This window comes from Corynebacterium lowii (genome assembly GCF_001412085.1).
In the GTDB taxonomy this organism is placed as follows: Bacteria; Actinomycetota; Actinomycetes; order Mycobacteriales; family Mycobacteriaceae; genus Corynebacterium; species Corynebacterium lowii.
In genome coordinates, this window is sequence record NZ_LKEV01000002.1 from 273,055 (window position 1) to 299,841 (window position 26,787).

Annotated in this window: 23 protein-coding genes; 5 read left to right on the plus strand and 18 right to left on the minus strand. The window is 62.9% G+C overall.

Going from position 1 to position 26,787, the window contains the following annotated elements; all coding sequences use genetic code 11:
* Positions 1 to 3: 3 nt before the first annotated feature.
* From murC to Clow_RS04695, 13 genes are all read right to left on the minus strand, one after another.
* A complete protein-coding gene (gene murC, locus Clow_RS04635) occupies positions 4 to 1,443 on the minus strand; it encodes a UDP-N-acetylmuramate--L-alanine ligase (protein ID WP_055176996.1) in 1,440 nt (479 codons plus the stop codon).
* Between the two features lie 54 nt (positions 1,444 to 1,497).
* The gene (murG, locus tag Clow_RS04640; protein WP_055176999.1) at positions 1,498 to 2,577 is read right to left on the minus strand and encodes an undecaprenyldiphospho-muramoylpentapeptide beta-N-acetylglucosaminyltransferase; all 1,080 of its coding nucleotides are present in this window, start codon (positions 2,575 to 2,577) and stop codon (positions 1,498 to 1,500) included.
* 3 nt (positions 2,578 to 2,580) lie between these two features.
* Positions 2,581 to 4,128 (minus strand): FtsW/RodA/SpoVE family cell cycle protein, encoded by a 1,548-nt coding sequence (locus tag Clow_RS04645; protein ID WP_055177002.1) that lies wholly within the window; start codon positions 4,126 to 4,128, stop codon positions 2,581 to 2,583.
* An 18-nt stretch (positions 4,129 to 4,146) separates the two neighbouring features.
* On the minus strand, positions 4,147 to 5,535 hold the full coding sequence (gene murD, locus Clow_RS04650) for a UDP-N-acetylmuramoyl-L-alanine--D-glutamate ligase (RefSeq protein ID WP_055177005.1): 1,389 nt from the start codon (positions 5,533 to 5,535) through the stop codon (positions 4,147 to 4,149).
* Entirely contained in the window at positions 5,532 to 6,671 is a 1,140-nt protein-coding gene (gene mraY, locus Clow_RS04655; RefSeq protein ID WP_055177008.1) for a phospho-N-acetylmuramoyl-pentapeptide-transferase, read from the minus strand. Before mraY ends, murD begins: the two co-directional genes overlap by 4 nt.
* Before the next feature lie 20 nt (positions 6,672 to 6,691).
* Complete coding sequence (locus Clow_RS04660) at positions 6,692 to 8,185, minus strand: UDP-N-acetylmuramoyl-tripeptide--D-alanyl-D-alanine ligase (protein WP_055177009.1); 1,494 nt, start codon at positions 8,183 to 8,185, stop codon at positions 6,692 to 6,694.
* Positions 8,182 to 9,708 carry a UDP-N-acetylmuramoyl-L-alanyl-D-glutamate--2,6-diaminopimelate ligase gene (locus Clow_RS04665; protein WP_055177012.1) on the minus strand — a complete coding sequence of 509 codons (1,527 nt, stop codon included), beginning with the start codon at positions 9,706 to 9,708 and terminating at the stop codon, positions 8,182 to 8,184. Before Clow_RS04665 ends, Clow_RS04660 begins: the two co-directional genes overlap by 4 nt.
* Positions 9,709 to 9,767: 59 nt before the next feature.
* Positions 9,768 to 11,630, minus strand: a complete 1,863-nt coding sequence (locus Clow_RS04670) for a peptidoglycan D,D-transpeptidase FtsI family protein (protein WP_055177576.1) — start codon at positions 11,628 to 11,630, stop codon at positions 9,768 to 9,770.
* Positions 11,631 to 11,776: 146 nt separating this feature from the next.
* Positions 11,777 to 12,490, minus strand: coding sequence for a cell division protein FtsL (gene ftsL, locus Clow_RS04675; protein WP_156334639.1), 714 nt, complete (start codon positions 12,488 to 12,490; stop codon positions 11,777 to 11,779).
* Complete coding sequence (gene rsmH / locus Clow_RS04680; RefSeq protein ID WP_370871874.1) at positions 12,487 to 13,551, minus strand: 16S rRNA (cytosine(1402)-N(4))-methyltransferase RsmH; 1,065 nt, start codon at positions 13,549 to 13,551, stop codon at positions 12,487 to 12,489. The genes ftsL and rsmH overlap by 4 nt, the downstream gene beginning before the upstream one ends.
* A gap of 184 nt (positions 13,552 to 13,735) precedes the next feature.
* Positions 13,736 to 14,170 (minus strand): division/cell wall cluster transcriptional repressor MraZ, encoded by a 435-nt coding sequence (gene mraZ / locus Clow_RS04685; RefSeq protein ID WP_055177017.1) that lies wholly within the window; start codon positions 14,168 to 14,170, stop codon positions 13,736 to 13,738.
* Between the two features lie 624 nt (positions 14,171 to 14,794).
* Positions 14,795 to 15,202: a DUF3040 domain-containing protein gene (locus Clow_RS04690; protein WP_055177582.1), complete on the minus strand. Its 408-nt coding sequence runs from the start codon at positions 15,200 to 15,202 to the stop codon at positions 14,795 to 14,797.
* Positions 15,203 to 15,306: 104 nt separating this feature from the next.
* Complete coding sequence (locus Clow_RS04695) at positions 15,307 to 15,768, minus strand: SAV_6107 family HEPN domain-containing protein (RefSeq protein WP_055177020.1); 462 nt, start codon at positions 15,766 to 15,768, stop codon at positions 15,307 to 15,309.
* Between the two features lie 147 nt (positions 15,769 to 15,915).
* On the opposite strand from Clow_RS04695, the gene Clow_RS04700 reads away from it, so the two are divergent.
* The 3 genes from Clow_RS04700 to Clow_RS04710 are packed head-to-tail and all read left to right on the plus strand — an operon-like array spanning position 15,916 to position 19,157.
* Positions 15,916 to 16,542 (plus strand): GNAT family N-acetyltransferase, encoded by a 627-nt coding sequence (locus Clow_RS04700; RefSeq protein WP_055177023.1) that lies wholly within the window; start codon positions 15,916 to 15,918, stop codon positions 16,540 to 16,542.
* Between the two features lie 40 nt (positions 16,543 to 16,582).
* A complete protein-coding gene (locus Clow_RS04705; RefSeq protein WP_055177026.1) occupies positions 16,583 to 17,689 on the plus strand; it encodes a polyprenyl synthetase family protein in 1,107 nt (368 codons plus the stop codon).
* Between the two features lie 7 nt (positions 17,690 to 17,696).
* On the plus strand, positions 17,697 to 19,157 hold the full coding sequence (locus Clow_RS04710; protein WP_055177029.1) for an alpha-(1->6)-mannopyranosyltransferase A: 1,461 nt from the start codon (positions 17,697 to 17,699) through the stop codon (positions 19,155 to 19,157).
* Here the strand turns inward: Clow_RS04710 and Clow_RS04715 are convergent.
* Positions 19,126 to 19,494 carry an Rv2175c family DNA-binding protein gene (locus Clow_RS04715; protein WP_055177033.1) on the minus strand — a complete coding sequence of 123 codons (369 nt, stop codon included), beginning with the start codon at positions 19,492 to 19,494 and terminating at the stop codon, positions 19,126 to 19,128. The genes Clow_RS04710 and Clow_RS04715 overlap by 32 nt on opposite strands.
* A gap of 62 nt (positions 19,495 to 19,556) precedes the next feature.
* Here Clow_RS04715 and pknB point away from each other — a divergent pair, with 62 nt between their 5' ends.
* Positions 19,557 to 21,737 (plus strand): Stk1 family PASTA domain-containing Ser/Thr kinase, encoded by a 2,181-nt coding sequence (pknB, locus tag Clow_RS04720; RefSeq protein ID WP_055177036.1) that lies wholly within the window; start codon positions 19,557 to 19,559, stop codon positions 21,735 to 21,737.
* 25 nt (positions 21,738 to 21,762) lie between these two features.
* Here the strand turns inward: pknB and Clow_RS04725 are convergent, their stop codons facing one another.
* A complete protein-coding gene (locus Clow_RS04725; RefSeq protein ID WP_055177040.1) occupies positions 21,763 to 23,151 on the minus strand; it encodes a class II 3-deoxy-7-phosphoheptulonate synthase in 1,389 nt (462 codons plus the stop codon).
* Between the two features lie 44 nt (positions 23,152 to 23,195).
* Positions 23,196 to 23,720 (minus strand): polyadenylate-specific 3'-exoribonuclease AS, encoded by a 525-nt coding sequence (locus tag Clow_RS04730; protein ID WP_055177043.1) that lies wholly within the window; start codon positions 23,718 to 23,720, stop codon positions 23,196 to 23,198.
* Between the two features lie 154 nt (positions 23,721 to 23,874).
* On the opposite strand from Clow_RS04730, the gene Clow_RS04735 reads away from it, so the two are divergent.
* Entirely contained in the window at positions 23,875 to 25,107 is a 1,233-nt protein-coding gene (locus Clow_RS04735; RefSeq protein ID WP_156334641.1) for a glycosyltransferase 87 family protein, read from the plus strand.
* Positions 25,108 to 25,205: 98 nt separating this feature from the next.
* Here the strand turns inward: Clow_RS04735 and Clow_RS04740 are convergent, their stop codons facing one another.
* Positions 25,206 to 25,412: a hypothetical protein gene (locus Clow_RS04740; RefSeq protein WP_156334643.1), complete on the minus strand. Its 207-nt coding sequence runs from the start codon at positions 25,410 to 25,412 to the stop codon at positions 25,206 to 25,208.
* Between the two features lie 34 nt (positions 25,413 to 25,446).
* Positions 25,447 to 26,601: an acyltransferase family protein gene (locus Clow_RS04745; RefSeq protein ID WP_169786567.1), complete on the minus strand. Its 1,155-nt coding sequence runs from the start codon at positions 26,599 to 26,601 to the stop codon at positions 25,447 to 25,449.
* Positions 26,602 to 26,787 lie beyond the last annotated feature (186 nt).

Sequence of the window (26,787 nt, forward strand, 5' to 3'; positions counted from 1 at the left end):
ATCTCAGCTCTCCAGCTCGGCCACGATCTGCGGGCCAAGGCGGGTGACGGAACCGGCGCCCATCGTGAGCACCAGGTCACCGGGGCGCGCTACCTCAACCGCGCGGTGGGCGGCGGCCTCAAAGTCGGGTTCGCGTACCACAGCACCGGCCATATTTTCGGGCATATGCGCGGCGATCAGGCCGGAATCCACTCCCTCGATGGGCTTTTCGCGGGCGCCGAATACCTCTAGCAGCACAACCTCATCCGCCAGGCTCAAGGCATGGGCAAACTCCGCCGCAAACTCCTTGGTGCGGGAATACAGATGCGGCTGGAATACTGCCACCACGCGCCCGCCCTGGCCCGCGGCCTCCTGCTTTGACCGGGCGGCCTTGAGCACCGCTTCCACTTCGGTGGGGTGATGGGCGTAATCGTCAAAGACCTCCACCCCGGCGGCGGTGCCCTTGTGTTCAAAGCGGCGTCGTACGCCGTCGAAGGTGGATACCCCCGCCGCCAGCGCTTCCGGCTCACCGCCCGCCAGGTAGCCCGCGCACAGCGCCGCCGTGGCGTTGAGCATCATGTGGCGGCCGGGAATATTCAGGTCTACCTGCACCGTCACGCCGTCTAGGTCGATCTGCGCGCGGGAACCCGCGGCCGTGGCCTCCATCTTTTCCACGGTGCCCAGCATGGTGATCTCCGGGTGCTGGAGCGCGGCCTCGGCGCTGCCATAGCCGCGCACGGTCACCCCGCGATCCTGTGCCCGGCGCGCCACGGATACCGCGTGTTCATCGTCCACGCACACCACCAGGTGCCCACCGGGGACGATCCTGGCGGCAAAATCCTCAAAGACCTGGAAATATGCCTCGGCGCTGCCAAAGTAATCCAGGTGATCGGGCTCCACGTTGGTCACCACCGCGACCTCCGGGCGGTAACGCAGCAGAGAGGCATCGGATTCATCGGCCTCGGCCACAAAGGCACTCCCCGATCCGTGGTGGGCACCCAAACCATCGCGGTTGAGTTGGCCACCGATGGCGTAACTGGGGTCCAGCCCAGCCTCACGCATGGCCACCACGCTCATGGAGGTGGTGGAGGTCTTGCCATGCGTTCCGGCGATGAGCACCTGCTGGAAGCCCTCCATGAGCAGGGCCAGGAGGTCAGAGCGGCGGATCACCTCGATCTGCTGTTCCCTGGCCGCCACGAGCTCGGGATTGTCCTTGGGAATAGCCGCAAAGGAGGTCACCACCACGGTGGGGGCCTGGCCGCTGAGGTTCAGATTCTCCGCCGCGTGCCCCACCGCTATCGACGCCCCCGCCTCCCGCAGCGAGGCCACCACGGCGGAATCTGCCATATCGGAGCCCGTTACCGTCAGGCCACGGTCAAGGAGAATCCGCGCCAGGCCGGACATACCGGCCCCGCCGATGCCCACCAGGTGCACGCGCTCCAGGGAGATGGTCGGTGAGGTCATAAAGGTAGTTCCTTTCTGGGGGAATAACTGGGGGCGGCTTAGAGAAGAAACGGCCTAGGCCAGCGCCGCCGCTACCCTATCCGCGATGATCTCGGCGGCATTATTTTCCGCCCGCGCGGCGGCCGCGCGGCGCATTTTCTGGTGCTGCTGGGGGTCGGAGAGGATAGCCAGCACCTCGCGGGCCAGCACCTCTCCATTGAGCTCGGAATCCGCAATGGTACGCGCGGCACCGGCCTTGATGACCTCCTTGGCGTTTAAGCCCTGCTCCCCGTTGCCATGCGGCAGGGGTACGTACACAGCGGGGAGTTCCGCCGCCGTCACCTCGGCCACCGTCATGGCTCCGGAGCGGCACACGATGAGGTCGGCCACCGCATAGGCCGCCGCCATATCCGTGATGAAGGGCAGAGGAACGTAGTGCTCCTGCGGCTGCGGGGCGTCGTTCTTCTTGCCATAGGCGTGCAACACCTGAATCCCCTCGCCGGTGATGGTTTCCAGGGCCTCGGCCAGGGCCTTATTCAGGCTCACCGCGCCCTGGGAACCACCGGTCACCAGCACCGTGGAGCGATCCACGTCCAGCCCCCATTCCTTGCGCCCGCGCTCGGCCGCCACCCCCTCGCGCTCATTAGACAGAGAAGAACGAATGGGAATCCCCACCACGTCCCCCTTCATCCCGGAATCGGAGACCGCATTAAAGCCCGTGCCACCCAGCCGCACGCCGAGCTTATTCGCCAGGCCCGCCTTGGCATTGGCCTCATGCACATAGAAGGGCAGGCCCAGGCTGGCCGCCGCGAGATAAGCCGGGGCGGCCACGTAGCCGCCGAATCCCACCAGGGCCTCGGCGGAGACGTCGCGCAACACCTGCTTGGTATCCTGCACGGCCCGCCGCACGCGCAGCGGGAGCCGCATCAAATCGCCATTGAGTTTACGCGGCACCGGCACCGGCGGAATCATTCTCAGATCAAAGCCCCGCGCCGGAACCAAATCCTTTTCCAGGCCGCGCTCGGTTCCCAGGGCAGTGACCCTCATTCCGTGACGATCACGCAGGGCCTCCGCCACCGCCAAGGCCGGTTCAATATGCCCTGCCGTGCCGCCTCCGGCGACAACGACGGATGGGGCCTCAGATTGATGCGCCATGTCTTAGTAGTTTCTCCTTGTTCGTGGCTGCCGTGACGCCCCAGGGCGTCCACCAGAAGCCGATCCTCGGGGGCGAGGATCGCGCGTAGAACCCCCATCGTAATCGCGGGGGTGGCGCTGCGAACGCACAGGGGCACCCGCATGAACGCCCGAGGCAGGACCCTCGTGGTGGCGGCGCGGCCGCCCCGTCACCGGCGCGCCAAAACGCTCTTGGCGGCGTTCCTCGGTGCCACCCACACCCCTCATGGTGCGGGGGCGTCGGGGCTGCTCCGAGGTCTCTTCCGCTTCGGGTTCCGCGATCATCAGCAAGCGATCAAACATCGGCCGCCCGTAGGACTTCACGGCGGAAACCGCTTCCGGCTCGTGGCGCGCCACGTTGGCCAAAAGCCCCATAGAGGTCAGGGTGATGATGGCCGAGGTACCACCGGCGGAGATCATGGGGAGCTGAATACCCGTCACCGGCAGCACGCCCACCACATAACCGATATTGATAAACGCCTGGGAGACGATGCCCGCCGTCAGCGTGGCGGCGAGCAGGGATTGGTAATTATCCCGCGCGCGCAGGGCGGTACGGAAGCCGAAGAATCCCAAAATCCCAAAGAGCAGGATCACCACTATCCCGCCCCATAGGCCTAATTCCTCACCGATGATCGCAAAGATGAAGTCATTGCGGGCCTCCGGCAGATAGAACCATTTGGCGCGGGATTGCCCCAGTCCCACGCCGGTTACCGAGCCATCCGCCAAGGAAAGAAAGCCCTGGTAGGACTGGAAGGCCGTGCCACGGGTGTCCTCAAAGCGCCCAAAGAGGGCGTCAAAGTACACGTGGAAGCGGTGCGAGCGGAAACCGCCCACCAAGAGCACCACGGCCATGCCCAGGAACCCGAAAACGAAGGCCGCCACGATCCAGCGGTGGGAAATACCGGCGAAGATGAGAACAAAGAGCACCACGATGGCAAAGGACACCGCCATGCCGAGGTCACCCTCCGCCATGATGAGCAAGATCAAGGCGGTGGGGATGGCCGCAAAAACCGTATAGGGGCTGCGGAGCCCAGAGCTTTCTACCCGGCGATTAGCCAGAAAATGAGAACCGAAGATAGCGATAGCCACCTTGGCAAACTCCGAGGGCTGCAAGCGCAGCGGACCCAGCACGATCCAGGACTGCGAACCCACCTCCTCGCGGCCCGTTCCCACTCCGGGGATCAACACCGCGATCAGCAGCACCACGGCGATGCCCAGAATCCACCACGCCCCACGGCGAACCACCTGCGGGGGAATCTTGAGGCAGAGCCAGAACATTATCAGGCCGGCCACCACCATGCTGCCCTGGCGCAGCGCGGTGCTCCACACCGTCGCGCCCTCGATGATGGACCACGTCATCGAGGAGGACATCACCATCACCAGGCCGATGCCGGTGAGCAGGAACACCGTAATGCGCAGCATGAGGTAGTCCAACCCCGGCTGTTCATCCATCGCCCGGTTGAGCGCGCGGATGCCTCGCGCAATCCGCGAGGGCGGTTCGGTGGGCGTCGCCGGTGCGGTGGTGGTGCTCATTGAGGTTCCTCCCTCTCCTTAGCGCTGCGGCCGCTCTGTGGAGGCTATCGACGCTCCCGCGCGCAATGCAGCAGCAGCAAACATATCCCCACGCTGCCCCATGCCCGTGTACATATCAAGCGAGGCCGCGGCCGGGGCCAGCAGCACGGTATCTCCCGGCTGCGCAATCTCTTGTGCTATCTCCCCCACCCGTGCCATCGCGGCCTGGGGGTCCTGCTCGTCTACCTGGTGCACCGGCACCTGCGGGGCGTGTATGTTCAGCGCCTCCGCGATGAGGGCGCGGTCCTGGCCCAGTAGAACCGCCGCGCGCATGCGGTGACCGTGTTCGCGCACCACATCGCTAATGTCGGCGCCCTTGAGTTGGCCGCCGGCCACCCACACCACGGATTCCTCCGCCGCCAGGGCGGCCTCGGCGGCATGGGGATTGGTGGCCTTGGAATTATCCACCCAGCGCACACCGGCCTGGGTGCACACCACGTGGCCTCGGTGGCCCGCCACTTGGAAGTCTCGCAGGGCCTCCGCGATGGCCGCAGGGGTCACCCCCTGGGTACGCGCCACGGTTGCCGCCGCCAGGGCATCGAGCACCCCCGCGGGACCGGCGGGCTGGATACCCTCTGCGGGTGCCAGCACCACGGGCTCTTCCTCCCGAAAATCAACGAGGTTGCCCTGCTCGACCCCCACGGCACCTGGCATGGGTTCGTCCAGGCTAAAGGGAATCACGTGGCCCGCCAGGTCCAGGCGCTCCACGAGTTCGCGCACATCGGCGCTATCCCACCCCGCCACCGCCACGGGTCCGCGCAGGGCCTTGGCCTTGGCCTCCGCATAGGCCGCATAGGACCCATGCCAGTCCAGGTGATCCTCTGCCAGGTTGAGGAGCACGCCAGCGTCGGGAAGCAAGCGCTGCGACCAATGCAGCTGAAAGCTCGATAGCTCCGCCACCAGCACATCTACTCGATCGCGCGAATGGAGGGCATCGCTCACGGCGATACCGATATTGCCCACGGCCTCCGCTTGGAATCCGCCGCGCTGCATCATCGCCGCGAGCATGGCGGTGGTGGTGGTCTTGCCGTTCGTGCCGGTGACCACCAGCCAGGTGCGGCGCGGGCCAAAGACCTCCGCCTCATCAAGGCGCCAGGCCAATTCCACATCACCGATCACGGGAATACCCCGCTGGCGGGCCTGCTCAAAGAGCTCCGAATCCGGCTTCCACCCTGGGGAAGTAACCACTAAGCGATAGTGGTCCAGGCGCGCGATGGCAGCCGCCACGTCGAGGGCCTTCGGGGAGCGATCGTCCACGAGGCTGTATTCCACTTCCACGGCATCGAGCATTCTGGCCGTGGCCATGCCGGATACCCCGGCCCCGGCAATGAGAATCGGACCGCGCAGATCTTCGGGAATATTGCTCATCGCGTCATCGCCTCCGTCAGAGCCACCACGGTGTATTCATCCGAGGCGCCGAGCCATTCGCCATAAAACAAGGCCATGCCCAGGGCCACGGTCAGGGCCGCGATAATCCAGAAGCGGATGACCACCGTGGTTTCCGCCCAACCACCATTTTCAAAGTGATGATGAATGGGAGCCATGCGGAAGAAGCGCTTTCCGGTGGTCTTAAACACCGCCACCTGAATCACCACGGAGGAAACCTCCATCACAAAGAGAGCGCCGAAGAGGATCATCAGCAACTCCGTGTGAGAGACCACGGAGAGGCCCGCCACCAGGCCGCCAAGGGCCAGCGAGCCGGTATCACCCATGAAGATCTTGGCCGGGGCGGCATTCCACCACAAAAAGCCCAGGCAGGCACCCAGACCCGCGGCGGCGATCACCGCGAGGTCCAGGGGATCGCGCACCGAATAGCAACCCGACACCACCTGCTCCGAGCAGGAATTGCGGTACTGCCAGAAGGTGAGCACCATGTAGCCGCCCATGACCAGGGAGGTGGTACCCGCCGCCAAGCCGTCCAGACCATCGGTGAGGTTGACCGCGTTGGACCACGCGGCAATCAAGATAACCATGAAGGCGATGAAGAAGAGCACGCCTATTCCCCCACCCAGGGAGAGATCCACGGTGGCGATGTCGCGGATAAGAGAAAGATTGGTGGAGCCGGGGGTAATGCCCTTCTCATTGGGGAATTGCAGGATCAGCACGGCAAACGCAATGCCCAGTCCCAATTGGCCCAGCAATTTGCCCGTTTTATTCAGGCCCAGGTTGCGGGATTTGAAGAGCTTAATGGAATCATCGGCAAAGCCCAGCGCACCCAAGCCCAGGGTGAGGCCCAAAACCAAAAGTCCAGATGCCGTAAACCCGCCCGATCCGCTGTCCGTGAGCAAGGCGTAGAGCCCCGTGACCCCGTATCCCACCACAATGCCCAGAATGATGGCGATACCGCCCATCGTGGGGGTTCCGCGCTTGCGCAGGTGTGATTTGGGGCCGTCCTCTCGGATTTCCTGGCCCAGGCCCTCACTGCTAAAGCGCTTAATCAGAATGGGGGTGGTCACGATGGAGACGAGGAAGCTAATGATTCCTGCGATAATGATGTGAGTCACGGGGGTCCTTCGTCTACTTCTTAGTTGCGGGGAAGATCTTGGGGTTTATCGGCTGTGGATAACAAGCGCTCCGCCACTGCCCACAGGCCCTGGGAGTTGGAGGCCTTCACCAGCACGGTATCGCCTCGGCCAAGACGTCCCTCTAGTTCCGTCACGGCCTCGTCGATGCTTGGCACCATGCGGGTGCGCACACCGCCTTCCGACGCCGCCTGAGCAGCAGCGCGGCAGGCCTCGGTGGTACCCACCATCACGAGGGTGTCTATGTGGTAGCGCGCTACCTCCCTGCCCAGCTCGCGGTGAGCGGCCACTGCCTCCGCACCGAGTTCACCCATCTCACCCAACACGGCAAAAGAGGTGGCCTCGGGACGAGCGGAAGCCGTGTAGGCTAACGCCGCAATGCCCGCGCGCATGGAGTCCGGATTGGCATTATAAGCGTCATTAATTACCGTCACGCCATCGGCTCGCGTATGCACATCCATGCGATGTGCCGACGCCGTGACGTGCTGCGATAGCGCCCTCGCCACCTGTTCCAGGCTCATGCCGTTTTCCAGCCCCACCGCGGCTGCGGCCAGGGCATTAGATACCTGGTGAGCGCCAAAGACCTGAAGGTTAACCCGCGCTTTCTCCCCCCGGGCAACCAGGGTGAAGGAGGCCCGGGCGACGTCGTCAAGCTCCACCTCCGTGGCCCTCAACGACGCCTCCGGCTTGCCCTGGGCGGAAAAGGTGAGCACCTTCGCTTGGGTCCGCTCCCGCATCGGCAGCACATAATCATCGTCCGCGTTGAGGATGGCCACGCCCTCGCTCGGCAGGGCTTCTACTAATTCACCCTTAGCGCGGGCGATATTCTCCCGGGAGCCAAACTCGCCCAGGTGTGCGCTACCCACGTTGAGTTCCACGCCCATGCGAGGCGGAGCGATCCGCGCCAGGTGCGCGATGTGCCCCACCCCGCGCGCGCTCATCTCCGCCACGAGGAAGCGCGTGTCCTCCTCGCAGCGCAGCGCCGTATAGGGGTGCCCAATCTCGTTATTAAAGGAGCCCGGCGGGGCCACCGTGGGGCCAAGCGTGGTGAGCACGGAGGCGATGAGATCCTTCGTGGAGGTTTTACCCGCCGAACCCGTCACCCCGATCACCGTCAGGCCGTGCTCCCGGCTGAGCCGATCTATCACCACACGGGCCAACGCGGAAAGCGCCTCAACCACGGCCACGGCAGAGCCGTCCTCGTCGTGAGTAAAAAGCTCCGCGCCGCCTTCCGCCTTCCCCTGTGGCTTCACGACGATCGCGGGAACGCCCACCGGGCGCGCCGCCAACACCGCCACCGCACCGGCCTCTATCGCCGTGCGGGCAAAATCATGGCCATCGACGCGTGCACCCGGCAGGGCCACGAAAAGCCCGCCCTTGGTGACCTTCCTGGAATCAAACTCCACGAAGCCCGTCACCGTGGCCTCGGGGTCCGGGGCGTCGTGAAGCTCTCCGCCCACGATGGCGGCTATCTGCGTGAGTGAAAGCGGGATCATCGGTTTTCTTCCCCATCCTTGTGCTCTAGGGCACGGCGCAGTTCCTCGCGGTCATCGAAGGGGTGATTCACGCCCTTCACCAGCTGACCGTTCTCATGCCCCTTACCGGCCACCACGATGGCGTCGCCCGCCTGTGCCCAGGAGGCCAAGGCCGCAATGGCTTCTCGACGATCCCCCAGCTCCACGATCTCCGGCTGCGGCTCGCGCTGCCGGGCCGCCTGCTGTGCTCCTTCGATCACGGCAGTACGGATCGGGCCGGGTTCCTCATCGCGCGGGTTATCGTCGGTGACCACCACAAAATCGGCGCGGCGTGCGGCCTCCGCTCCCATGATGGGGCGCTTGGAATGATCTCGATTGCCCCCGGCGCCCACGGCGATTCCCACGCGCCCAGACACCTGAGCGCGCAAGGTATCCAGCACCTCCGCGATAGCGGCGGGCTTATGGGCATAATCCACCACGGCGATGAAGTCCTGTCCGGCGTCGATACGCTCCATCCGCCCCGGCACGGCCACGCGGGCAAGGGCCTTGCTAAATGCCTGAATATCCGCACCCGCCGCCTGAGCGAGTGCCACGGCCAAAGCGGTATTTGCCACGTTAAAGCGCCCCGGCAGGGGGATAGACAGATCTAGGCTTTCCCCCGGAAGGTCCAGGGCAAAGCGCTGGCCGCCGATGGGGTCTACCTGAATATCGTGGGCGCGCACCTGCGCTTCCTTGGCGGCCTTGCCACGGGTGCCCACCGTGATAGCGCCGCTACCGGCCACCTGGGCCATGCGCTGCCCCCACTCATCGTCCACGCAAATCACCGAGTGCTCAGCACGCAAGGCGGAATCCTCGCGGAAGAAAAGAGCCTTGGTATCAAAGTAATCCTGCATGGTGGGGTGAAAGTCCAGGTGATCCTGGGAGAGGTTGCTAAAGGCTCCCACCTTAAGCTGCGTACCTTGCACGCGGCGCAGGGCTAGGGCGTGGCTGGATACCTCCATCACCACGTGGGTGACCCCTTCTTGGACCATGCGGGCAAAGAGCGCCTGCAAGGTGGGGGCCTCCGGGGTGGTCAAGGAGGTAGGCACGGGTTGACCATTGATGCGAGTACCAGTGGTGCCGATGAGCCCCACGGAACAACCCGCCGCGATGAGTCCGGCCTCGACCAAATAACTCGTGGTGGTTTTCCCGGATGTGCCCGTGATGCCAATGATGCTGAGCTGAGAACTGGGGTGCCCATATACCTCCGCGGCGGCAAAGCCAAGCACATCGCGCACATCGGAAACCTCGATCACCGGGCGCGTCTCCCCTGCCTCCTTGAGGATCTCTACCCCGTGCTCATCGGTGAGGATGGCACCGGCTTGAGTCTTTCCGGCAAAGGAAGCCCCGTGTGCCCTGGTGCCCGGCAGCGCCGCGAAAAGGCCTCCCGGTTCCAAGGTGGAGGAATCCAGCCCCATGTGTTCAAAGGTGTGGTCCTCCTGGCCCGCCCCTTGTAAGAGACGTCCCCTGGTTACTGCCACGATGGTCTTGAGCGTCGCTGCCATTATCCTCTCGTTCCTCTTCGTTCTCGCATCCCGCTTCTTCTTTTTTAAAGTATGAACGCCTATCCCGCTTGGAGAGTGAGCAACCCCTCCATCGGAGCAGAAGTGGGAACGTTATCTCGATCCATCAACCACGAGGCGACGTCCCGGAACACCGGCGCGGCAGACTGTCCGCCCTGGCCGCCGGGTTCCACACCGCGATCGGGGTCATCGAGCATCACGGCAATGACGTAGCGGGGATCATCGGCTGGTGCCACGCCGGCGAAGGTGATCCAAAAATCGCTCATGGAGTACGCCCCGGTATTGGGGTCCACCTTCTGCGCGGTTCCCGTCTTACCCGAGGTCTGGTATCCCTCAATGGCACCGCCCGGGCCCGTACCCGACTGCACCCCCGTGGGGTCCGATTGCGTCACCGCGCGGAACATGTCCACCACCGTGCGCGCGGTCTCCGGGCGCACCACCCTGGTGCGCTTGGGCTCTGGCAGTTCTTCCTCCGCGCCATCGGGGTCGGTGACCGACTTAATAATGCGCGGTTCCACCCGCTCCCCTCCATTGGCAAGCGCCTGATACACGCTCGCCATTTGCAGGGTGGTCCAGGACATTCCCTGACCGATGGGAAGGTTAGCGAAGGTGCCGCCCGACCACTGTTCCGGAGAGGGCAGTAGGCCAGAGGACTCATTGGGCAGCTCCACTCCCGTGGATTGCCCAATGCCAAACTTCTTCAAATATTCCGCGTACTTTTCTTCCCCCAGGCGCTGCGCCAGCATGAGCGTACCCACGTTAGAGGACTTACCGAAGATACCCGTGGTGGTATACGGAGCGGTGCCGTGTGCCCAAGCATCATTGACCGTCACTCCGGCCATGCTGATGGCGCCTGGTACCTGAAGGACCTCATCGGGGCTGGTCAAGCCCTCCTCGATCACGCCCGCCGCCGTGATGATCTTTGCCACCGAGCCCGGCTCATAGGGCGCGCTAATGGAGGTATTATCAAAGTCCTTGCCGCGCTCTAATTGCTTTTCAATATCCCCATTGGGATCAATGGTTCCGGTATTAGCCATCGCCACTACCTCGCCCGTGTGGGCATCAAGCACCACGGCCTCGGCATTATCCGCGCCGGAGTTTTCCCGCGCCTGCTCTATCTTTTGCTGCACGTAATTCTGCACGTCAATGTCCACCGTAAGGCGCACATTTTTACCGTCAATGGCCGGAACTTGATCGCGCAGCGTTCCGGGAATCACCTGTCCATCGGTGGATACGTCCTCCGTCATCCGCCCATTAATGCCGGAAAGCAGGGCGTCTCCCGAGGCCTCAAAGCCAAACTGGCCCTGCCCATCCATAGAGACCTTGCCCACGATATTTTCCCCCACCGCGCCATTGGGATATTGGCGAATATCCTGGTGATCGGCGGCCACGCCGTGAAAGGTCTCCGCCACGGTGGCGGCTACATCGGGATCCACGTTGCGCACCAATACCTCATAATGCGTATCGGCCCGCAATTTATTCTCAATTTCCTTCGAGTCCACCTCATCCGTGGAGGCTCCCGCATCCTTAATCATCTGCGGAATCTTCTCGGACATCTCTTTTAACGTGGAATCTACCTGCTCATCCAGATAGGCCTCACGATCCTGTGGCTCGGGGACATCCCCGGAGCGCAATTCCAGATCCGCCTGCTCCCTCAGTTCTTTGCGCAATAAATCGGGAGAAACCGTGAGGGAACGCGCCTGCATCGTATAAGACATCTCGCGCCCATCGCGGTCAGAAATATCACCACGCCGCGCGGGTTCCACATAAATGCGGGCTCGCTGCTCTTCCGCCTTAGCCGATAGTTCCGGCCCCCACACCACCTGCACCCAGGCCAAACGAGTAGTCAGCACCAGCACGGCCACCAGCAATATCACCAGCACCATGCCGAGCCGACGCCGCATCACCTGCTGCTGCGTGCGCGGCGGGCGCACGGGCTCCGCCGCCGGGCGATAAGACGCCCCGGAAGAATACCGGGGCGCCGCCGGAGTGCGGCGATCATGCGAAGGATTCACTGACCCATGCCCCTTCCCTCATGTTCATACATGGATTAATTCAGATAGGGCGGCTTTGCCTGATTCCCGGCGGACGGTTGAGCCGCCTGCGGAGTCTGCGGCAGGGCCTCAAGGTTATTGCCCAATTCCTCCGTTTTATCCGGGTTACTCGATGCCGCATTGGCCCGAGCGGGAGCACCATTGACGTCAATAACGGGGCGCGAATCTCCCTCCGCCGGGCGCTGCTCATGTACCTCGCCGTTTTTCTCCACGGCTAGGATACCGGGCTGCTGCGGAACAACCATTTTGTTGTCGTTGGCGTGGCGCACAAACTCCGAGGAGCTACGCGCGGTTTCCACATCCCTATTGAGGGTTTCAATCTGATTATCCAGCTGCTTTTCCTGCGCGGTTAATTGCTGCAATCGGAAGGTCTGCTGAGTGGAAATACCCGAAAGCGCCATCGCCAGCGCCACTCCACCAATCAGCAGCACAATAGCCACGAGGCTAATGCGCGTAAAGCGCGAGGATTGCCGCGCCGTGGCTATGCGACGCCCCCGCACCGAAACAACCTGGCGCGAGCCGAGGCGCCCCACGGCGGGCTTGGGAACCACCCGGCGCACCGGGTTGCGTCGGGTGCGATGCGGCGTTTGTGGAAGGGTTCTTGCCGACCCCGCCGTCCGAACATCACGATCCAACAAAGCGGTGGCCGCTGTGCCTTCCATGCTCATATCCCGGCTGCGGCGAGCGCTCGTTTCACGGTGGGGGCTCATCGGATTCCTCCAAGGATCGTGCTCTCGGTTTCTATGTCAGTTCTTTCAATGGCGCGCACTCGCACCGGCGCAGCACGAGGATTATCGTCAATTTCCTGCTCAGTCGCCTTTTCTGCGCCCCTGGTGAGCACCTTAAAATGCGGCTGCATTCCCGGCAGGTCCACCGGCAACCCCTGCGGGGTCTTTGACGTACTCAGTTCCGTAAAGGCCCGCTTTACCAGGCGATCCTCATGGGACTGATAACTCATAAACACCGCTCGCCCACCGCGGGTGAGGCTGCCCGTGATAGCAGGAATCGCGGCCTCCAGGGAGGCCAATTCACTATTCACTTCCACGCGCAAAGCCTGAAAGGTGCGCTTGGCGGGGTGACCACCGGTGCGTCGGGCAGCAGCCGGAATGGTGTCATAGAGCAATTCCACCAAACGCCCGGAGGTGCTAAAGGGCTCTTTATCGCGCTCTCGCAGGACGGCCGAGGCGATCTTGCCGGCAAAGCGCTCATCGCCATAGTTCTTAAGCACCCTGGCGAGGTCTCCGTGGCTATAGGTATTCAGCACTTCGGCCGCCGTGATTCCTACCGTGGGATCCATCCGCATGTCCAAGGGAGCATCCACGCGATAGGCAAAACCACGCTCTACCTGATCAAGCTGCATGGAAGAGACCCCGAGGTCATACAGCGCCCCGGCCACTCCATGCGCACGAGCGCGCTCCATGATCTCCCCGGTGCCCTGAGCCAATTCCTCGGCCACGCGGTCATAGCGCGCGTGAACCGCGCAAAAGCGATCCGCAAAACCCGCCTCGCGGATTCTTGAGGTGGCGTTTTCCAGAGCCACCGGGTCACGGTCAAAACCGATCAGCACCGCTTGGGGGAAGGTTCGCAGAAAATGCTCGGAATGTCCGCCCGCGCCCAGGGTGCCATCGACGATCACGGCCGAATCACCCGCAGCCTCCACGGCGGGGGCCAGTAGTTCCGTGACTCGATCACGCAACACAGGCACGTGGCCGTGATGCTCTACTAGCTTCTCGTCGTATCCCGTGTGCTGATCGTTCATGGGTTCCGTCATCCCCCTTTCCCTAACCTATTAGCGATTACTGGTACTACCGCAATCATGGGCAACATGTAGCGCAGTATGTGCAGGGCCCTGCCCGGGTTCTCGTGGGTTCTGATGTCGGGGAAGTACACCAGAACACCGAGGGCACCCGGGCAGAGTCCTCCACGTACTCCGCCTGGATACGATCATGGACTCGCTACAGCAGGCCACCGAGGATGTCATCGGCATCGGCTGCCGAGAAGGCTTCCTCCGTTTCCTTCTGATACTGAGCCCAGGATTCCGCATCCCAGATCTCTAGGAAGTCCACCGAACCGATCACCACACATTCCTTCGTCAAGCCCGCGTAGCTGCGGTGCGCCGCAGAGAGCGTGATCCGGCCATGACCGTCTGGACGCTGCTCATCGGCGCTCGCCGCCAAATTACGAATAAACGCGCGAGCCTCCGGGTTTGTGCGGGACACCGCCGCAGCCTTCCTCGCCCGCTCCGCGAACTCCTCGCGGGGGTAGACGGCAAGGCTGTGATCCTGCCCCTTCGTGACCATCAATCCCCCTGCAAGCTCATCGCGGAACTTTGCGGGGAGAGTGAGGCGCCCCTTGTCGTCGAGCTTCGGAGTATAGGTACCGAGAAACATCCCGGAACCACCTTCCTTCACTCGCCTTCATGGGACCGGCTTCCCTTCCCTAGCCAATCTCACAGAGCCGCAGCGCCCGCCACAGCCCCCAAGATCAACCAGCACGCCCCACTCTACCCCACTTTCCCCCACCAGAACTAGCCATAACACCCCACAATCCACAGCAAGCCAGAAAAAGAGCAGTTCAAGGGATATTTTTCAGGTGGGGGAACCGCCCCAGAACACAAAAAGCACAGGTCACTTTAGTCACAATAGTAACAGAAGAAACACTACACACTGCAAGAAAAATCGCCCCACAACCCCCTACAAACCCCTAAGCCCCAAGAGACATCAGCCCTCACCAGCAAAGCCCCCACCGCTTCCCTTCAGGCACCCTCCGCCAGAGAAAAAAGAGAGTGGGCAGCATGGGTGGGGGAAAGTGGGGAATACGCCGGTACATCCCCGACGCCAACAACGCGCCTGTCCCAACGCGCCCGCCCCGACCCACCTCGAAACAACAAAACCCGTGCCACGACTTCCAGCATCGGGAAGCCCAGGCACGGGCATGGCCAACCGCAAAGCGCAGCGGCCACTAAAGCGCGCGATCAAGGCAGGCAATTAAGACAAAGGCCGCGCGCCACGGCTTTACTCAAAGCGGCGTCGGAAATCTTCTTCCATCCGCTGTGCCACAGAGGAGCCGCCGCCCCGCGATTGCCTATCACGGGTTTCATTGGGCCCGCTCGCTCCCCGACGGGACAATCCCGCCTCTCCCGAGGAGGAACCGCGCAGCACCCACACGCCCGCTCCGAACATCAGCAGGAAACCCGCCACGCTCAGCACAATAAACCACAACGAGTTTTGAGCAAGTGCCACTCCGCCGACCAACAGCACCAAGCCCAGCACCCCCAAGGCGACGCCTCGCAAAAGCAGACCGGGAGAAGCCGAACGGAAATCGGAGCCTCCCGATACTGCCGCACCAAAGCGCGGGTCCTCCGCGAGAAGAGACTGCTCAATCTCTCGTAACACCCGCTGTTCCTGCTCTGATAGCGACACGATTCCTCCCAGTCCTTCCTGGCCTTGCGCGCCATTCACGCCGACCTTATGGCCGTTCATAGAATCTCAACGCCTCAACATGCGCCAGTGTTCCCCACCACGCATTAGGCTGCGGCGATAGCAGACTCCACGGCAGCCTCCACCTCATCGAGGAACTCAGAAGCTAAAGCCAGCAAGCTATCCACCACGCGTTCTTCCACTCCCGATTCTAACCCGGAATTAAGCCGCGAGCGCAGACGCGAGAAGGCTTCAAACTCATCGGCCCAATCCCCTCCACGGACATCTACCAACCTCAGCCTGGCCCAAGCCCCCGTGGGCAACCTCCGCCGCTTCCCCACGGGCGAGGAGGCGATCACCGCACCCGCCACGCGCAGAGCACAACGGTACGCAAACTCAAAAGCCTCATCACCCTGCCCCCGTTGGCGTTCAGCCCGAGCCCGATCAAGCAGCGCCCCCGCCTTAACAAGAAAAGCCTCCGGGCTCACCTCAGAGCGGCGCGAGCGCCGCGCACCGCCACGACTTTCTCGATACGCCTGCAAAGCAGTAGCGGAAATAACTTGCACCATGATCCGGCCTCCTCAATTCATCACCTTCAACGACGCTCACCTTAAACAGCCCGCGTGACCACACAGCCTCCATTATAGAACATATTTTCGAACACCCTCGTGGCACCTCACTACTGCTCATAAACATCAACGTGATTGCATAAGAGAATGAGCATCAGCATCCATGCGCTCACCGCCGAAGATTTTTCCGCCGCCGCCCCCACCTTGGTGGACCTCTATATCACGGCGATGAAGTACCCGCCGCGCATCCGCTCCACCCGCATTGAGGCATGGAAGAAAGACAGCACCTTGCCAGGATTCCGGGCTTTTTGTGCCCTTAATCGCGGTGCTTTAGCAGGGCTCGCATATGGCTTCCACGGCTGCCCACACACCTGGTGGCACGAGCAGGTCCAGCGCGGGCTGCGCTCACGACAAAACTCACAGCAAGGCGCGCAGTACAACAGGCAACAAGCCCTGTTGCCGAACGAGGGGAGCAATCCCCTCACCTTGCTAGAAAACTACTTTGAGGTGGCAGAAGTCCACGTAGCGCCACCCCATCAAGGGCAAGGGGTGGGGCGTCGCCTGCTTTCTCATCTCCTCCACGGCCTTCACGAACCCCTTGCCCTCCTCTCCACCCCCGAGGTTCCGGGCGAGGCAAACAAGGCCTTTCGCTTATATCGTTCCTTTGGCTTCCAAGATCTCCTGTGTTCCTTCTATTTCCCGGGGGATTCCCGCCCCTTCGCCGTCCTCGGCGCCCCACTGCCCCTCCCGGCTCAGAACAACCCCCTCCACTAGGTATCGTGTGAGTATTAACTTTGCGCTCTTCCCCGGAAGGATGTTCCCCGCCGTGGCCCATGATGCTTCCTCGCTTCCCCTCCGCGATGTTCCCGCAGCAACCCATGAGATCCTTTCGGATTATCTCGATTCCCGATTCCCAGAGGTCACAACCATCGGCAGTCCCGTCGCGGAGGCCGCCGAGCACCTGCGCTCCTTCGTGCTCGGCGGGGGTAAGCGCATTCGTCCCCTCTATGGGTGGGCGGGTTTTCTTGGAGCTGGTGGTCTAGAAAGTGGCGAGGACCCCGAGGCCGTGCTGCGCGCAGTCAGCGCCCTGGAGTTCATTCAGGCCTGCGCTCTCATTCACGATGACATCATTGATTCCTCCGATACCCGGCGCGGCTCCCCCACGGTGCACCGCCGTATGGAGCACCAGCACCGCCGCGAGGACTGGCTGGGGGCCAGCGATCACTTTGGGCGCTCCGTGGCCATTCTCATCGGGGACCTGGCCCTAACCTGGGCGGAGGATATGCTCAACGATTCCGGGCTTTCCGACGCCGCCCTGCGCCGCACTCGCACTCCCTGGCGCGCCATGCGCACGGAGGTCATCGGCGGCCAAATCCTCGACATCTCCCTAGAGGCTACCGCCAGCGAGGACATCGCCCTGGCGGAATCGGTGAACCGCTTTAAAACCGCCGCCTATACCATCGAGCGCCCGCTCCACCTGGGCGCGGCCATTGCCGACGCCCCCGAGGAGGTCACCCAGGCCTTCCGCCACTACGGCCGCGAGGTGGGCATCGCCTTCCAGCTGCGCGATGATGTGCTGGGAATCTTTGGCGATCCCAGCATCACCGGCAAGCCCTCGGGCGATGACCTGCGCGAGGGAAAGCGCACGGTCCTGCTCGCCCTGGCCTTAGCCGCTGCCGACGAGCGCGACCCTGCGGCGGCGGCGCGGCTGCGGGGGGCCGTCGGCACGCATCTCGATGATGAAGAACTCGCCCGCATGACGGGGATCATCGAGGCCTCCGGTGCCCTCGATGAGGTGGAGCGTCGGATTCACACGTTGGTGGAATCGGGTATCGCACACCTCAACGTTTCTTCCCTCTCCCCGGAAGTGCGCACGGCGCTGGCGGAACTCGCCGTGCGTTCCACGGAGCGCAGGAAGTAAGCCCACCATGTCTTTTCGCCCGCTTCACTTAGGTACGGTAGGCACCGCCCTCATTGCTCTTGGCTCCTTTGGTGCCGGGGCCACGCGCAATCGCGGCGGGGTTCTCCATGCCATTGGGCTCGACTTTTTCGCCTATGGGCACGGCGCGGGCCTCGCCAATACCATGCTGTGGGCGGGAATTATCCTGCTCATAGCCGCCTGGGTGTTGCTGGGTAAGCAGGTACTCAGCGCCTCTGAAACGGCGTGGCGGCAGGTGCGCTCCTGCCTCACCGCCTGGGTGCTGCCGCTCGTGGTGGCCGCCCCCATTCTTTCGCGCGATGTGTATTCCTACCTCATGCAGGGGGCCATGCTCCGCGATGGCTTTGATCCCTATACCCAGGGTGCGGCGATTAACCCCGGCCCCATGCTCCTCGAAGTCTCCCACGACTGGCGCAATACCACCACGCCCTATGGCCCCCTCCACCTCTGGATTGGTGAGGGCATCACGAGGATTGTGGGCGATAACATCACCGCCGGGGTACTGCTCTACAAGGTGCTTTCCATCCTCGGCTTTGCCGCGATTGCGTGGTCGGTACCGCGCATTGCCCGCGCTCTGGGGGCGGAGCCCGGCCTGGCCCTGTGGATTGGTGTGGCCAATCCGGTGATGATTCTGCACCTGGTGGGCGGCATGCACAACGAATCCATGATGGTGGGGCTGGTCAGCCTCGGCCTGGTCTGCGCGGTGAACCACCGCTACGCCGGGGCCATTGCACTCATCGCCGTAGCCGTGGCGCTCAAGGCCACGGCGGCCTTTGCCCTGCCCTTCGTGGTGTGGATGGCGCTGTGGCATTACACCACCAAGGAGGCGAGCCTGGCCCGGCGCGCAGGGGTTTTCACCCTCATCGCCACTCTCGGGGCGGCCCTCACCATCGCCGTGGTGGCGGCGATCACCTGGGTCTCGCGTTCCTCCTGGGGGTGGCTGGCGGAGATTTCCGGTAATTCCAAGGTCATTAATCCCCTGGCTCTGCCCTCGCTGCTCGCCGGGGTGGTCACGGATTTCCTCTTGCTCTTCGATGGCTCCCTAACCTTCAACGTCCCGCTGGGATTCCTGCGCACCGCCTCAATGGTGGTCATGGGCTTGGGGTTGGTGGCGGCCTGGTGGTTCTTCCGTTCCTCGGCGGTGCAGGCCATGCGCGGTATCGCGGTGGCCTACTGCGTGGCCTTCCTCTTTAACTCCGTCACTCTGCCCTGGTACTACGCCAGCCTTATTTCCTTGGTGGCGGTCACCCCGGTACCGCGCTGGGTGCTGCCTTGGGCCACGGGGCTTTCCATCGTGGTCACCCTCTCCTTTGCGGGTTCCGGTAACCACCAGCTCTACAACCTTCCGTGGATGCTCTGTTCCACGCTGGTGGCCTGGGCGCTGACCACGTGGCTATATCGCCCGGAGGAAAAATCCTCTAAAACGCCATCGCCTGCGCTCGCCGCATAACCTCGCGGGCTAGGTGCCCGTGCAGGGCGTCGATGGGGCGGCCCGGCAGGGTGTCGTCGGGGGTGAAGAGGTAGCGGATGATCTCCTCGTCGCTGTAGCCGCCGTCGGAAAGCAAAGCAATAACCCCTGGAACAAAGCGCTGAATGGTGCCTTTCTCCCCAAAGAACGCCTCCGGGATCACCTTGGCTCCCTCGTGGGAAAGGGCGATGATCTTGTGTTCCCCGATCATGTCCAGCACGCGGGTGACCAGAATACCCAACCGCTCCGAGGCCTCTTCCAGAGTGAGGAAGGATTCGGGGGCGGGCAGAACCTCGGAGGAAACAGTTTGAACACTCACGGCACACGATTCTAGACGATCCGGCTACCGCTCCCTTCGCTCCTTCGACCATACTGGGGGCCATGACTCAACTTCAGGTGGGAGACGTCCTTGAGGGCCGGTACCAGATAGATCACCCCATTGCGCGCGGTGGCATGTCCACGGTGTACCGCTGCGTGGATCTCCGCCTGGGCCGCGCGGTGGCGGTGAAGGTCATGGACGAGCGCTACGTCAATGACCCGGTGTTTCGCCAGCGTTTCCGCCGCGAGGCGCGCGCAATGGCGCGCATTAATCACCCCAATATCGTGGGGGTATATGACTTCGGTTCGGATGGCAACGATGTATTCCTGGTGATGGAACTCATCACCGGCGGCACGTTGCGCGAACTCATTGCCGAGCGCGGCCCCATGCCGCCCCACGGTGCTCTGGCCGTGATGCGGGCGGTGCTCACGGGCCTGGCCGCCGCACACCGCGATGGGCTCATTCACCGGGACATCAAGCCCGATAACGTGCTCATCAGCGCCGATCACTCGGTCAAACTCGCGGACTTCGGCCTGGTCCGCGCCACCGATTCCGAGCAGCACACCACCGCGCACATCGTGGGCACCGCCTCCTATCTTTCCCCGGAGCAGGTGCGCGGCACGGAGTTGGGACCCGCCAGCGATGTGTACTCCGCCGGAATCCTGCTCTTTGAACTTCTCACCGGAGAAACCCCTTTCCAGGGCAACACTGATCTCGACTGCGCCTATCAGCGCCTAGACAAGGACGTTCCCGCCCCTTCCTCTCTCATCGAGGGAATCCCCGCAGAGATCGACGCCCTCGTGGCCCAGGCCACCCTGCGCGACCCAGCCCAGCGCTTTGCCGACGCCCCCGCCTTCCTCGACGCCGCCGAGAGTACAGCCCAAGAACTGGGCCTGCCTCCCTTCGTGGTGCCGATCCCTCGCAATGCCGCCGCCCATCGCGCGGCTGCCGTTCCCACCGATACCAGCACCCTGCCCACGGAAATGCTGGCCACCGGGGTGATTGAGGCCCCGGTACCTCCCGAGCCTCCCGCGGGCGAGCAAACCTCTCTGCTGCCGGAGGCTCCTGCGCCGGCCCCTACCCCAGTCCCGGTTTCTGCACCGCAGCCCGCACCTACTCCCGAACCCGCTCCGGCCGCGGATACCCCTCCCCCGGTCAAGCCCTATACCAACCGCTCCCCGGTGCGGCTTACGGTGTGGATTACCCTGGTGGCGCTCATCATCGGGGCCGTGGCCCTGGGCGGCTGGTGGCTGGGTTCCGGGCGCTATGGGGATATTCCCCAGGTGATTGGCTCGGAGAAGATTCAGGGGCTCACCTTAGTAGAAGAAGCCGGATTCGAGGCCACCTCCCGGGATGTTTACGACGATGAGGTGGAAAAAGATCACGTCGTAGATACCGAACCCTCGGGTTCGCGCGCCGTGCGCGGTTCCGAGGTCACCCTGCTCGTCTCCCAGGGCAGGCCCTCCGTACCCGCCATTCCCGAAGGCGCCGATGTGCAGCGCTACGAGCAACTTCTCAGCGAGCGCACCCTGCACGCCACCGTGACAGAGCGCGAATACTCCGATGAGGTGCCCGCTGGCGGGGTCATCTCTACCTCCCCTTCCGAGGGGAAAACCGTGGATACGGAGAGCACCGTCTCCCTCACGGTTAGCAAAGGTCCGGCCCCGGTGGAGGTACCCGACGTATCCGGCATGAGCCAGGAGAAAGCGGAAAAAGCCCTGGAAAAGGCCGGGTTGAAGGTGAGCGCGGTGGAATGGGCTTTCGACGCCGCCCGCGATAACGGCGAGGTATCCTCCACCACCCCGGCCGCCGGTGCGGAGGCCGCGCGCGGCGATGGTGTACACCTGGTGCTTTCCACCGCGCTCACGGTGCCGGATCTCTCCGGTCTCGATACTGAGGAGGCCGCCGAGCGCCTGACCGAAGAGGGCCTGGTACTGGGCGAGGTGCTGCGCGATGAAAACGCTACCGGGGATAGCGGCGAGGTGCTGCGCTCCGAGCCGCGCTCCGGCGAGCGCGTAAACCCCGAGTCCCCGAACGTCAATGTGTACCTTCCCGGCAAGGTGCGCACACCCTTGTTGTTGGGCAAGACGGTGGCCGAGGCCGAGCGCATCGCCGAGGAGGAGGGCCTGAGCCTGGATACCGGACGGCAGGCCTCCCGCAATGCGCTGGTGATAACGCAGTCCCCGCTGCCGGGGAAGTCTCTTTCCCCAGGCTCCCCGGTGACGGTGACCGCCCTGGGTTAACCCCCTATCTGGTGGTTAACCGCACTTAGCGGCGCAGCATCTCTGCCACGAGGAAGGCCAGTTCCAAGGACTGCTGGGGGTTCAGACGCGGGTCCACGGCGGACTCGTAGCGCCCCGGCAGGTCCACATCGGTGATGTCCTGAGCGCCACCCAGGCACTCGGTGACGTCCTCACCAGTGAGTTCGATGTGCAGGCCGCCGGGATGAGTACCCAGAGCGCGGTGCACCTCGAAGAAGCCCTGCACCTCGTCGATGATCTTGTCGAAGTGACGGGTCTTATAGCCATTCGAGGCCGTGAAGGTATTGCCGTGCATGGGATCGCACTGCCACACCACCTTGTGCCCGGCGTTTTCCACGGCATTAATCACGCCGGGGAGTACGTCGCGCACCTTGCCGTAGCCCATGCGGGACACGAAGGTCAGGCGGCCCGGCTCGCGCTCCGGGTCGAGTTTCTCCGCGTAGGCCACGGCCTCCTCCGGAGTAATCGAAGGGCCGATCTTCAAGCCCACGGGGTTAGCGATCATCGCGGCGAAGTTGATGTGGAAGTCCTCGATGCCGCGGGTGCGCTCACCGATCCACAACTGGTGCGCGGAGAGATCGTAGAGGCGGGTGACGTCCTCGGCATCCTTACCCAGGCGCAGCATGCCGCGCTCGTAGTCCGCGAGTAGAGCCTCGTGCGAGCAGTACACGGTGGCGCTGCTCAGGGAGTCATCGCGCACCTGGCAGGCCTCCATGAACTTCAGCCCGCGCTCAATCTCCTTGGCCAGGGCCTCATAACGGGCTCCAGCCGCCGAGGTGGCCACGAACTTGCGGTTCCACTTGGTCACGCGGTGGAGATCCGCCATGCCCGAGGAGGTCAGGGCGCGCACCATATTCATCGCCGCGGAGGAATTGGCATAAGCACGAATCATGCGGGCGGGATCGTGCTGGCGTGCTTCCTCCGTGGGCTCCACGCCATTGACGATGTCACCGCGGTAATTAAGCAGGCCATTGGCGTCACGATCCTCGGAGCGCGGCTTGGCGTATTGTCCGGCAATACGGGCCAACTTCACCACGGGAGTGGAGGCGCCGTAGGTGAGCACCACGGCCATTTGCAGCAAGGTCTTAATATTGGCGCGGATATGCGGTTCGGTATTGGACTCGAAGGTCTCCGCGCAGTCACCGCCCTGGAGCAGGAAGGCCTTGCCCAGGGCGACGTCGGCAAGCTGCTGCTTAAGTTCGCGTACCTCGGGGGCGACGACCACCGGGGGGACGGATTCTAGGATCTTGCGCACGTTGTCCGCGCTCACGCGATCCCAGGTGGGCTGCTGGTGGGCGGGGCGGGCGATAACGTCCTCGAATACCTCTTGAATCCCGTCCGGCAGGGGTGGAAGATCGGGCAGGGCCTCTTTAGGAATGTCTACGGTCCAACTCATTCCCTCAGTGTAATCAACAAGCCCATCTTTATGCCTCTATTCATTCATCTTCCCCAGTTCAGGCCGCGTATTTGGTTATCCTCTCCGAGGAAAAGGCGTTCCTGGCATATCCGAAACTTCACGAGATTATGCCGCGCGTCCACCAAAGCATCGTGAACTCCCGCGGGGGTCTTGGGGAGTTCTGGGCGGCCCGCCATCTCCCAGAGCTGCTTCAATTCCCTGGTATAGCGCGGCACCTCCCTGGGCAGCCCCGCCATGTCCCCCCACAGCTGCGCCAACACCACGTGGTCATAGGCCCCCACCCAGGCCCATAGCTCCGGCCATTCCGGGCCAGCGGTGATGAAGTCATAGACTTCCTGGCGGATCTGCTGCTGCGGTTTCCACTCCTTCGCATGAGGGCTGGGGAGTTTACTCAGCACGTTCTCGCGCACCCAGGGGTTCGCGCGGCGCTCATCGAAATCGGTGGACACCGCGTAATACTCGCGCCCGTCCTCGGCAACGATACCGATGGAAACAAGATCTATCGTGCGGCCATCCTCTATAAACTCGGTGTCATAGAAATACCGCACAGGTAATCCTCATTCCCTTTGGCTACTCGTTGTTCTTTCGGGGCGCGGAAGCGCGCTCTCCGTTGAGAGCCTAGCGTGTGGCCTCATTCAATCGCTCGTCGCCCCTCGCCGCAGCCATTCCTTCCCCCATCGAGAGTATGCCTATAATACGCAGGTGATCGAAGATATTTCCCAGGGATCACCCAGGCCGCTGCGACCCCCGCGATGGGCGTGGCGAGCCGGAATCGGGCTTACCCTGCTCTTGGCCGCGTTTTATCTCTTTGCCGATGCGTTCCATCTTCGCTACTTCCTCGACTTTGAAGTGTACCGCGCCGGCGCCCGGGCCTTCTTGAACGGCGAGGCCATTTATGAGCGCGATTATGACATGGGCATTATCACCCTCCCCTTCACCTATCCGCCCATCGCCGCTCTTCTCTTCGCACCGCTGGCCTGGCTGCCTTCCGCCGTGGGCGCGATTGCGCTCCTAGGCATCAATATCTTCTGCCTCTGGTGGGGCAGCACCCTCACCCTGCGGCACTGCTTGCCGCTTCATCACCGCCAGGCGGCCTCCCTCTGGGCGCTCTGCGTTCTCCCCCTCGCCCTCCTGGCGGAGCCGGTGCGCGAGACCCTCGTATTCGGGCAGATCAACCTCATCCTCATGGCCCTGGTGGCAACGGATATATTAGGCCGCCACCGCCTGCCGCGCGGCGTGCTCGTGGGCCTGGCTGCGGCCATAAAACTCACTCCCGCGGTATTTGGCCTCTACTTCCTCGTCAAAAGGGATTGGAAGGCCGCCGCGTGGTCCGTGGCTTCGGCTCTGGGCCTCAGCGCCCTCTCCGCCGCCCTCAGCCCCGGCAATTCGATTACTTACTGGACCCATACCCTTGCCGATACCAACCGCATCGGCTCCCCCTTTTATGCCTCCAACCAGTCGCTTCAAGGCTTTCTCTACCGCCTCAACCTGGACCCCGGTGTGATCTCTCTGCTGTGGGTGGCAGCCAGCGTGCTCTGTGTCTTGGCCGCAGCCTGGACCATGCACCGCTTGCTCAGTGTTGGCGCCCTGCCCGCCGCGCTGGTGGTGAACTCGCTTGTGGCCCTCATCTGTTCCCCCGTCTCCTGGAGCCACCACTGGGTATGGTTCGTTCCCGCAGCGCTTGTCACCGGTTGCGCAGCAATCCAGGGCAGAAAGGTCATGGCGGGGCTCAGCGCCGCCATCGCCGCCGCGGTGATCTTCGCTCCCCATTGGCGATTGCCTAACGACGGCCCCGAACTCCACTGGCCGCTGTGGGCACTGCCCCTGGGAAACTCCTATTTCCTCCTCGCGCTCATCTTCTTGTGCTGCGCGATGTTCTTCCCCCGGTTATTCACCCCCGCCGCACCTGCTGAGTCCGCCGTATCGAGGGATTAGGTTTTCCTCGCGGCGCTGCACACAGGATTTTCTACGCAGCGACGCTGCTCGCTGGCCCTGCGCGGCTGGCCCTCCGTCCCGGCTATCCGCGCTATCTGTTAGACCTTTGCGGAGGAATACTCGGATTCCTCCTTCGCGCGCCGAGACCCCGGCAGCGGCACAAACATCACGGCGGCGATGAGCACAAAAAATACCGGCCCGGCTTCCAGGTAATAAAAATCTGAGAGAGCCATGACCAAATATGCGACGATCAGAACGACCGCCACGATCATGCGCCCCACCAGAATCTTCTTCGTTTTTTCCACGTATTCTCCCCGCCTGGTCTCTCCGTTGTCTCTCTCAAACCCGATCATCGGGTAGTGTACGCGGCCCCCGAGTTTCCTTGGCAGGGGCCTCAACCTCACCATGAGTATTCGCCGCAATCAGTCCCCGCACCTTCTGCGGAAGCCCCACGAGGGAGGGCGGCTTAAGAGTCCAACCAATCACCGGTATTCGTTGAAGCCCCCACATCACCAGGCCGCCCACAAAACTAAAGGCCAAGCAGGCCACAATCCAAAATTGGGTGCTGTGCAGCAGTTCTGTGGAATCAAGGTTAATTTCCAGGCCTTCGGCGTGCGCCATAGGAACGTGGAAAAAGAGCGTGAGAGCAATGGGGTGCCCCAGATAAATGGGCAGGGTGTGGCGGCCCAGGAATTGCAGCCCCTCAGAAAGATAGCGCACCTGAGAAAGCCCCATCGCGGCGAGCACGGCGATGGGAAGCATCAGCATTTGCCCGACCATCCGCACCAAGGTCCACACATCATTGGCTTCTACCACGGCTCCGGGCCACAGAGGCCAATTCATGAGTTCGGGGCCGTCCGCAGAAACGAGGTACCACATGGCATAAGTACCAAAGCCCAGCACATAGGCCGTGGTGGCACCGACGATCTTATTGGGTGTCATCGCGCTGCTGGCAAAACTGCGCACCAGGCTAGAAAGGTGTGCGCCGGCCATGAAAATCGGCAGGTACATGATGAACTTCCCCACCGTATCGCAGTACGAGTTCAGCGGAAGAGCCAGAATCGTGGTGAAGGAAAGGGCCACCGCCACCCACGGCGCGCATTTGCGCGTAGCCCAGAGAATCAGGTTAAAGGGCACCAGCACGTAGAGGAACCAATACATGTTCTGGCCCATCAGCAGGGCATCAAGGTAGAAATCGAGATCGGCCGGGGTGGCGCCATCATAGGCGGCGCGGTACCAATCCATCAGGCCTACCTCGATAGGGGTCCACAGCACGTAGGGAACCAGGAAGAACCACAGGCGCCGGCTAAAAAGCTGCCACAGCGACATCCGCAGCACTTTGGTGGAAAACATCCCGCTCACGAGGAAGAAGAGCGGCATACGCAGCGGATCGAGGATGTGATTGACCTGCGCCGCCAGCGTATCCATGCCAAAAGGCACCGCGAGGCACACGTGCAGGAGCACCACCCCCACGATGGATACTCCTTTGGCCACATCTGGCCACGCCAAACGCTCTCGATGCTGCGAGGTAGTTCGAGCGGGAGCGGTAATGTGCGGAGCCATAAGCATGGGAAACGGGAGAGAATCCTATCGTGAGGCCAGGGACTGTGAAGAAACTTATGGGTCTTACCCTACAATGGATTCCGCCTGGGAACTAACTCCCTCCCCAGGCCGGGGGTT

Excerpts from the sequence above, each read along its gene's own strand:
- Clow_RS04725 (WP_055177040.1), bottom strand. The coding sequence starts at position 23,151 with ATGAGTTGGACCGTAGACATTCCTAAAGAGGCCCTGCCCGATCTTCCA.
- Clow_RS04645 (WP_055177002.1), bottom strand. The coding sequence starts at position 4,128 with ATGAGCACCACCACCGCACCGGCGACGCCCACCGAACCGCCCTCGCGG.
- Clow_RS04700 (WP_055177023.1), top strand. The coding sequence starts at position 15,916 with ATGAGCATCAGCATCCATGCGCTCACCGCCGAAGATTTTTCCGCCGCC.
- mraZ (WP_055177017.1), bottom strand. The coding sequence starts at position 14,170 with ATGTTTCTCGGTACCTATACTCCGAAGCTCGACGACAAGGGGCGCCTC.
- Clow_RS04660 (WP_055177009.1), bottom strand. The coding sequence starts at position 8,185 with ATGATCCCGCTTTCACTCACGCAGATAGCCGCCATCGTGGGCGGAGAG.
- murG (WP_055176999.1), bottom strand. The coding sequence starts at position 2,577 with ATGGCGCATCAATCTGAGGCCCCATCCGTCGTTGTCGCCGGAGGCGGC.
- ftsL (WP_156334639.1), bottom strand. The coding sequence starts at position 12,490 with ATGAGCCCCCACCGTGAAACGAGCGCTCGCCGCAGCCGGGATATGAGC.
- rsmH (WP_370871874.1), bottom strand. The coding sequence starts at position 13,551 with ATGACGGAACCCATGAACGATCAGCACACGGGATACGACGAGAAGCTA.
- Clow_RS04670 (WP_055177576.1), bottom strand. The coding sequence starts at position 11,630 with ATGCGGCGTCGGCTCGGCATGGTGCTGGTGATATTGCTGGTGGCCGTG.
- Clow_RS04695 (WP_055177020.1), bottom strand. The coding sequence starts at position 15,768 with ATGGTGCAAGTTATTTCCGCTACTGCTTTGCAGGCGTATCGAGAAAGT.
- pknB (WP_055177036.1), top strand. The coding sequence starts at position 19,557 with ATGACTCAACTTCAGGTGGGAGACGTCCTTGAGGGCCGGTACCAGATA.
- murC (WP_055176996.1), bottom strand. The coding sequence starts at position 1,443 with ATGACCTCACCGACCATCTCCCTGGAGCGCGTGCACCTGGTGGGCATC.
- Clow_RS04710 (WP_055177029.1), top strand. The coding sequence starts at position 17,697 with ATGTCTTTTCGCCCGCTTCACTTAGGTACGGTAGGCACCGCCCTCATT.
- Clow_RS04705 (WP_055177026.1), top strand. The coding sequence starts at position 16,583 with ATGTTCCCCGCCGTGGCCCATGATGCTTCCTCGCTTCCCCTCCGCGAT.
- Clow_RS04665 (WP_055177012.1), bottom strand. The coding sequence starts at position 9,708 with ATGGCAGCGACGCTCAAGACCATCGTGGCAGTAACCAGGGGACGTCTC.
- murD (WP_055177005.1), bottom strand. The coding sequence starts at position 5,535 with ATGAGCAATATTCCCGAAGATCTGCGCGGTCCGATTCTCATTGCCGGG.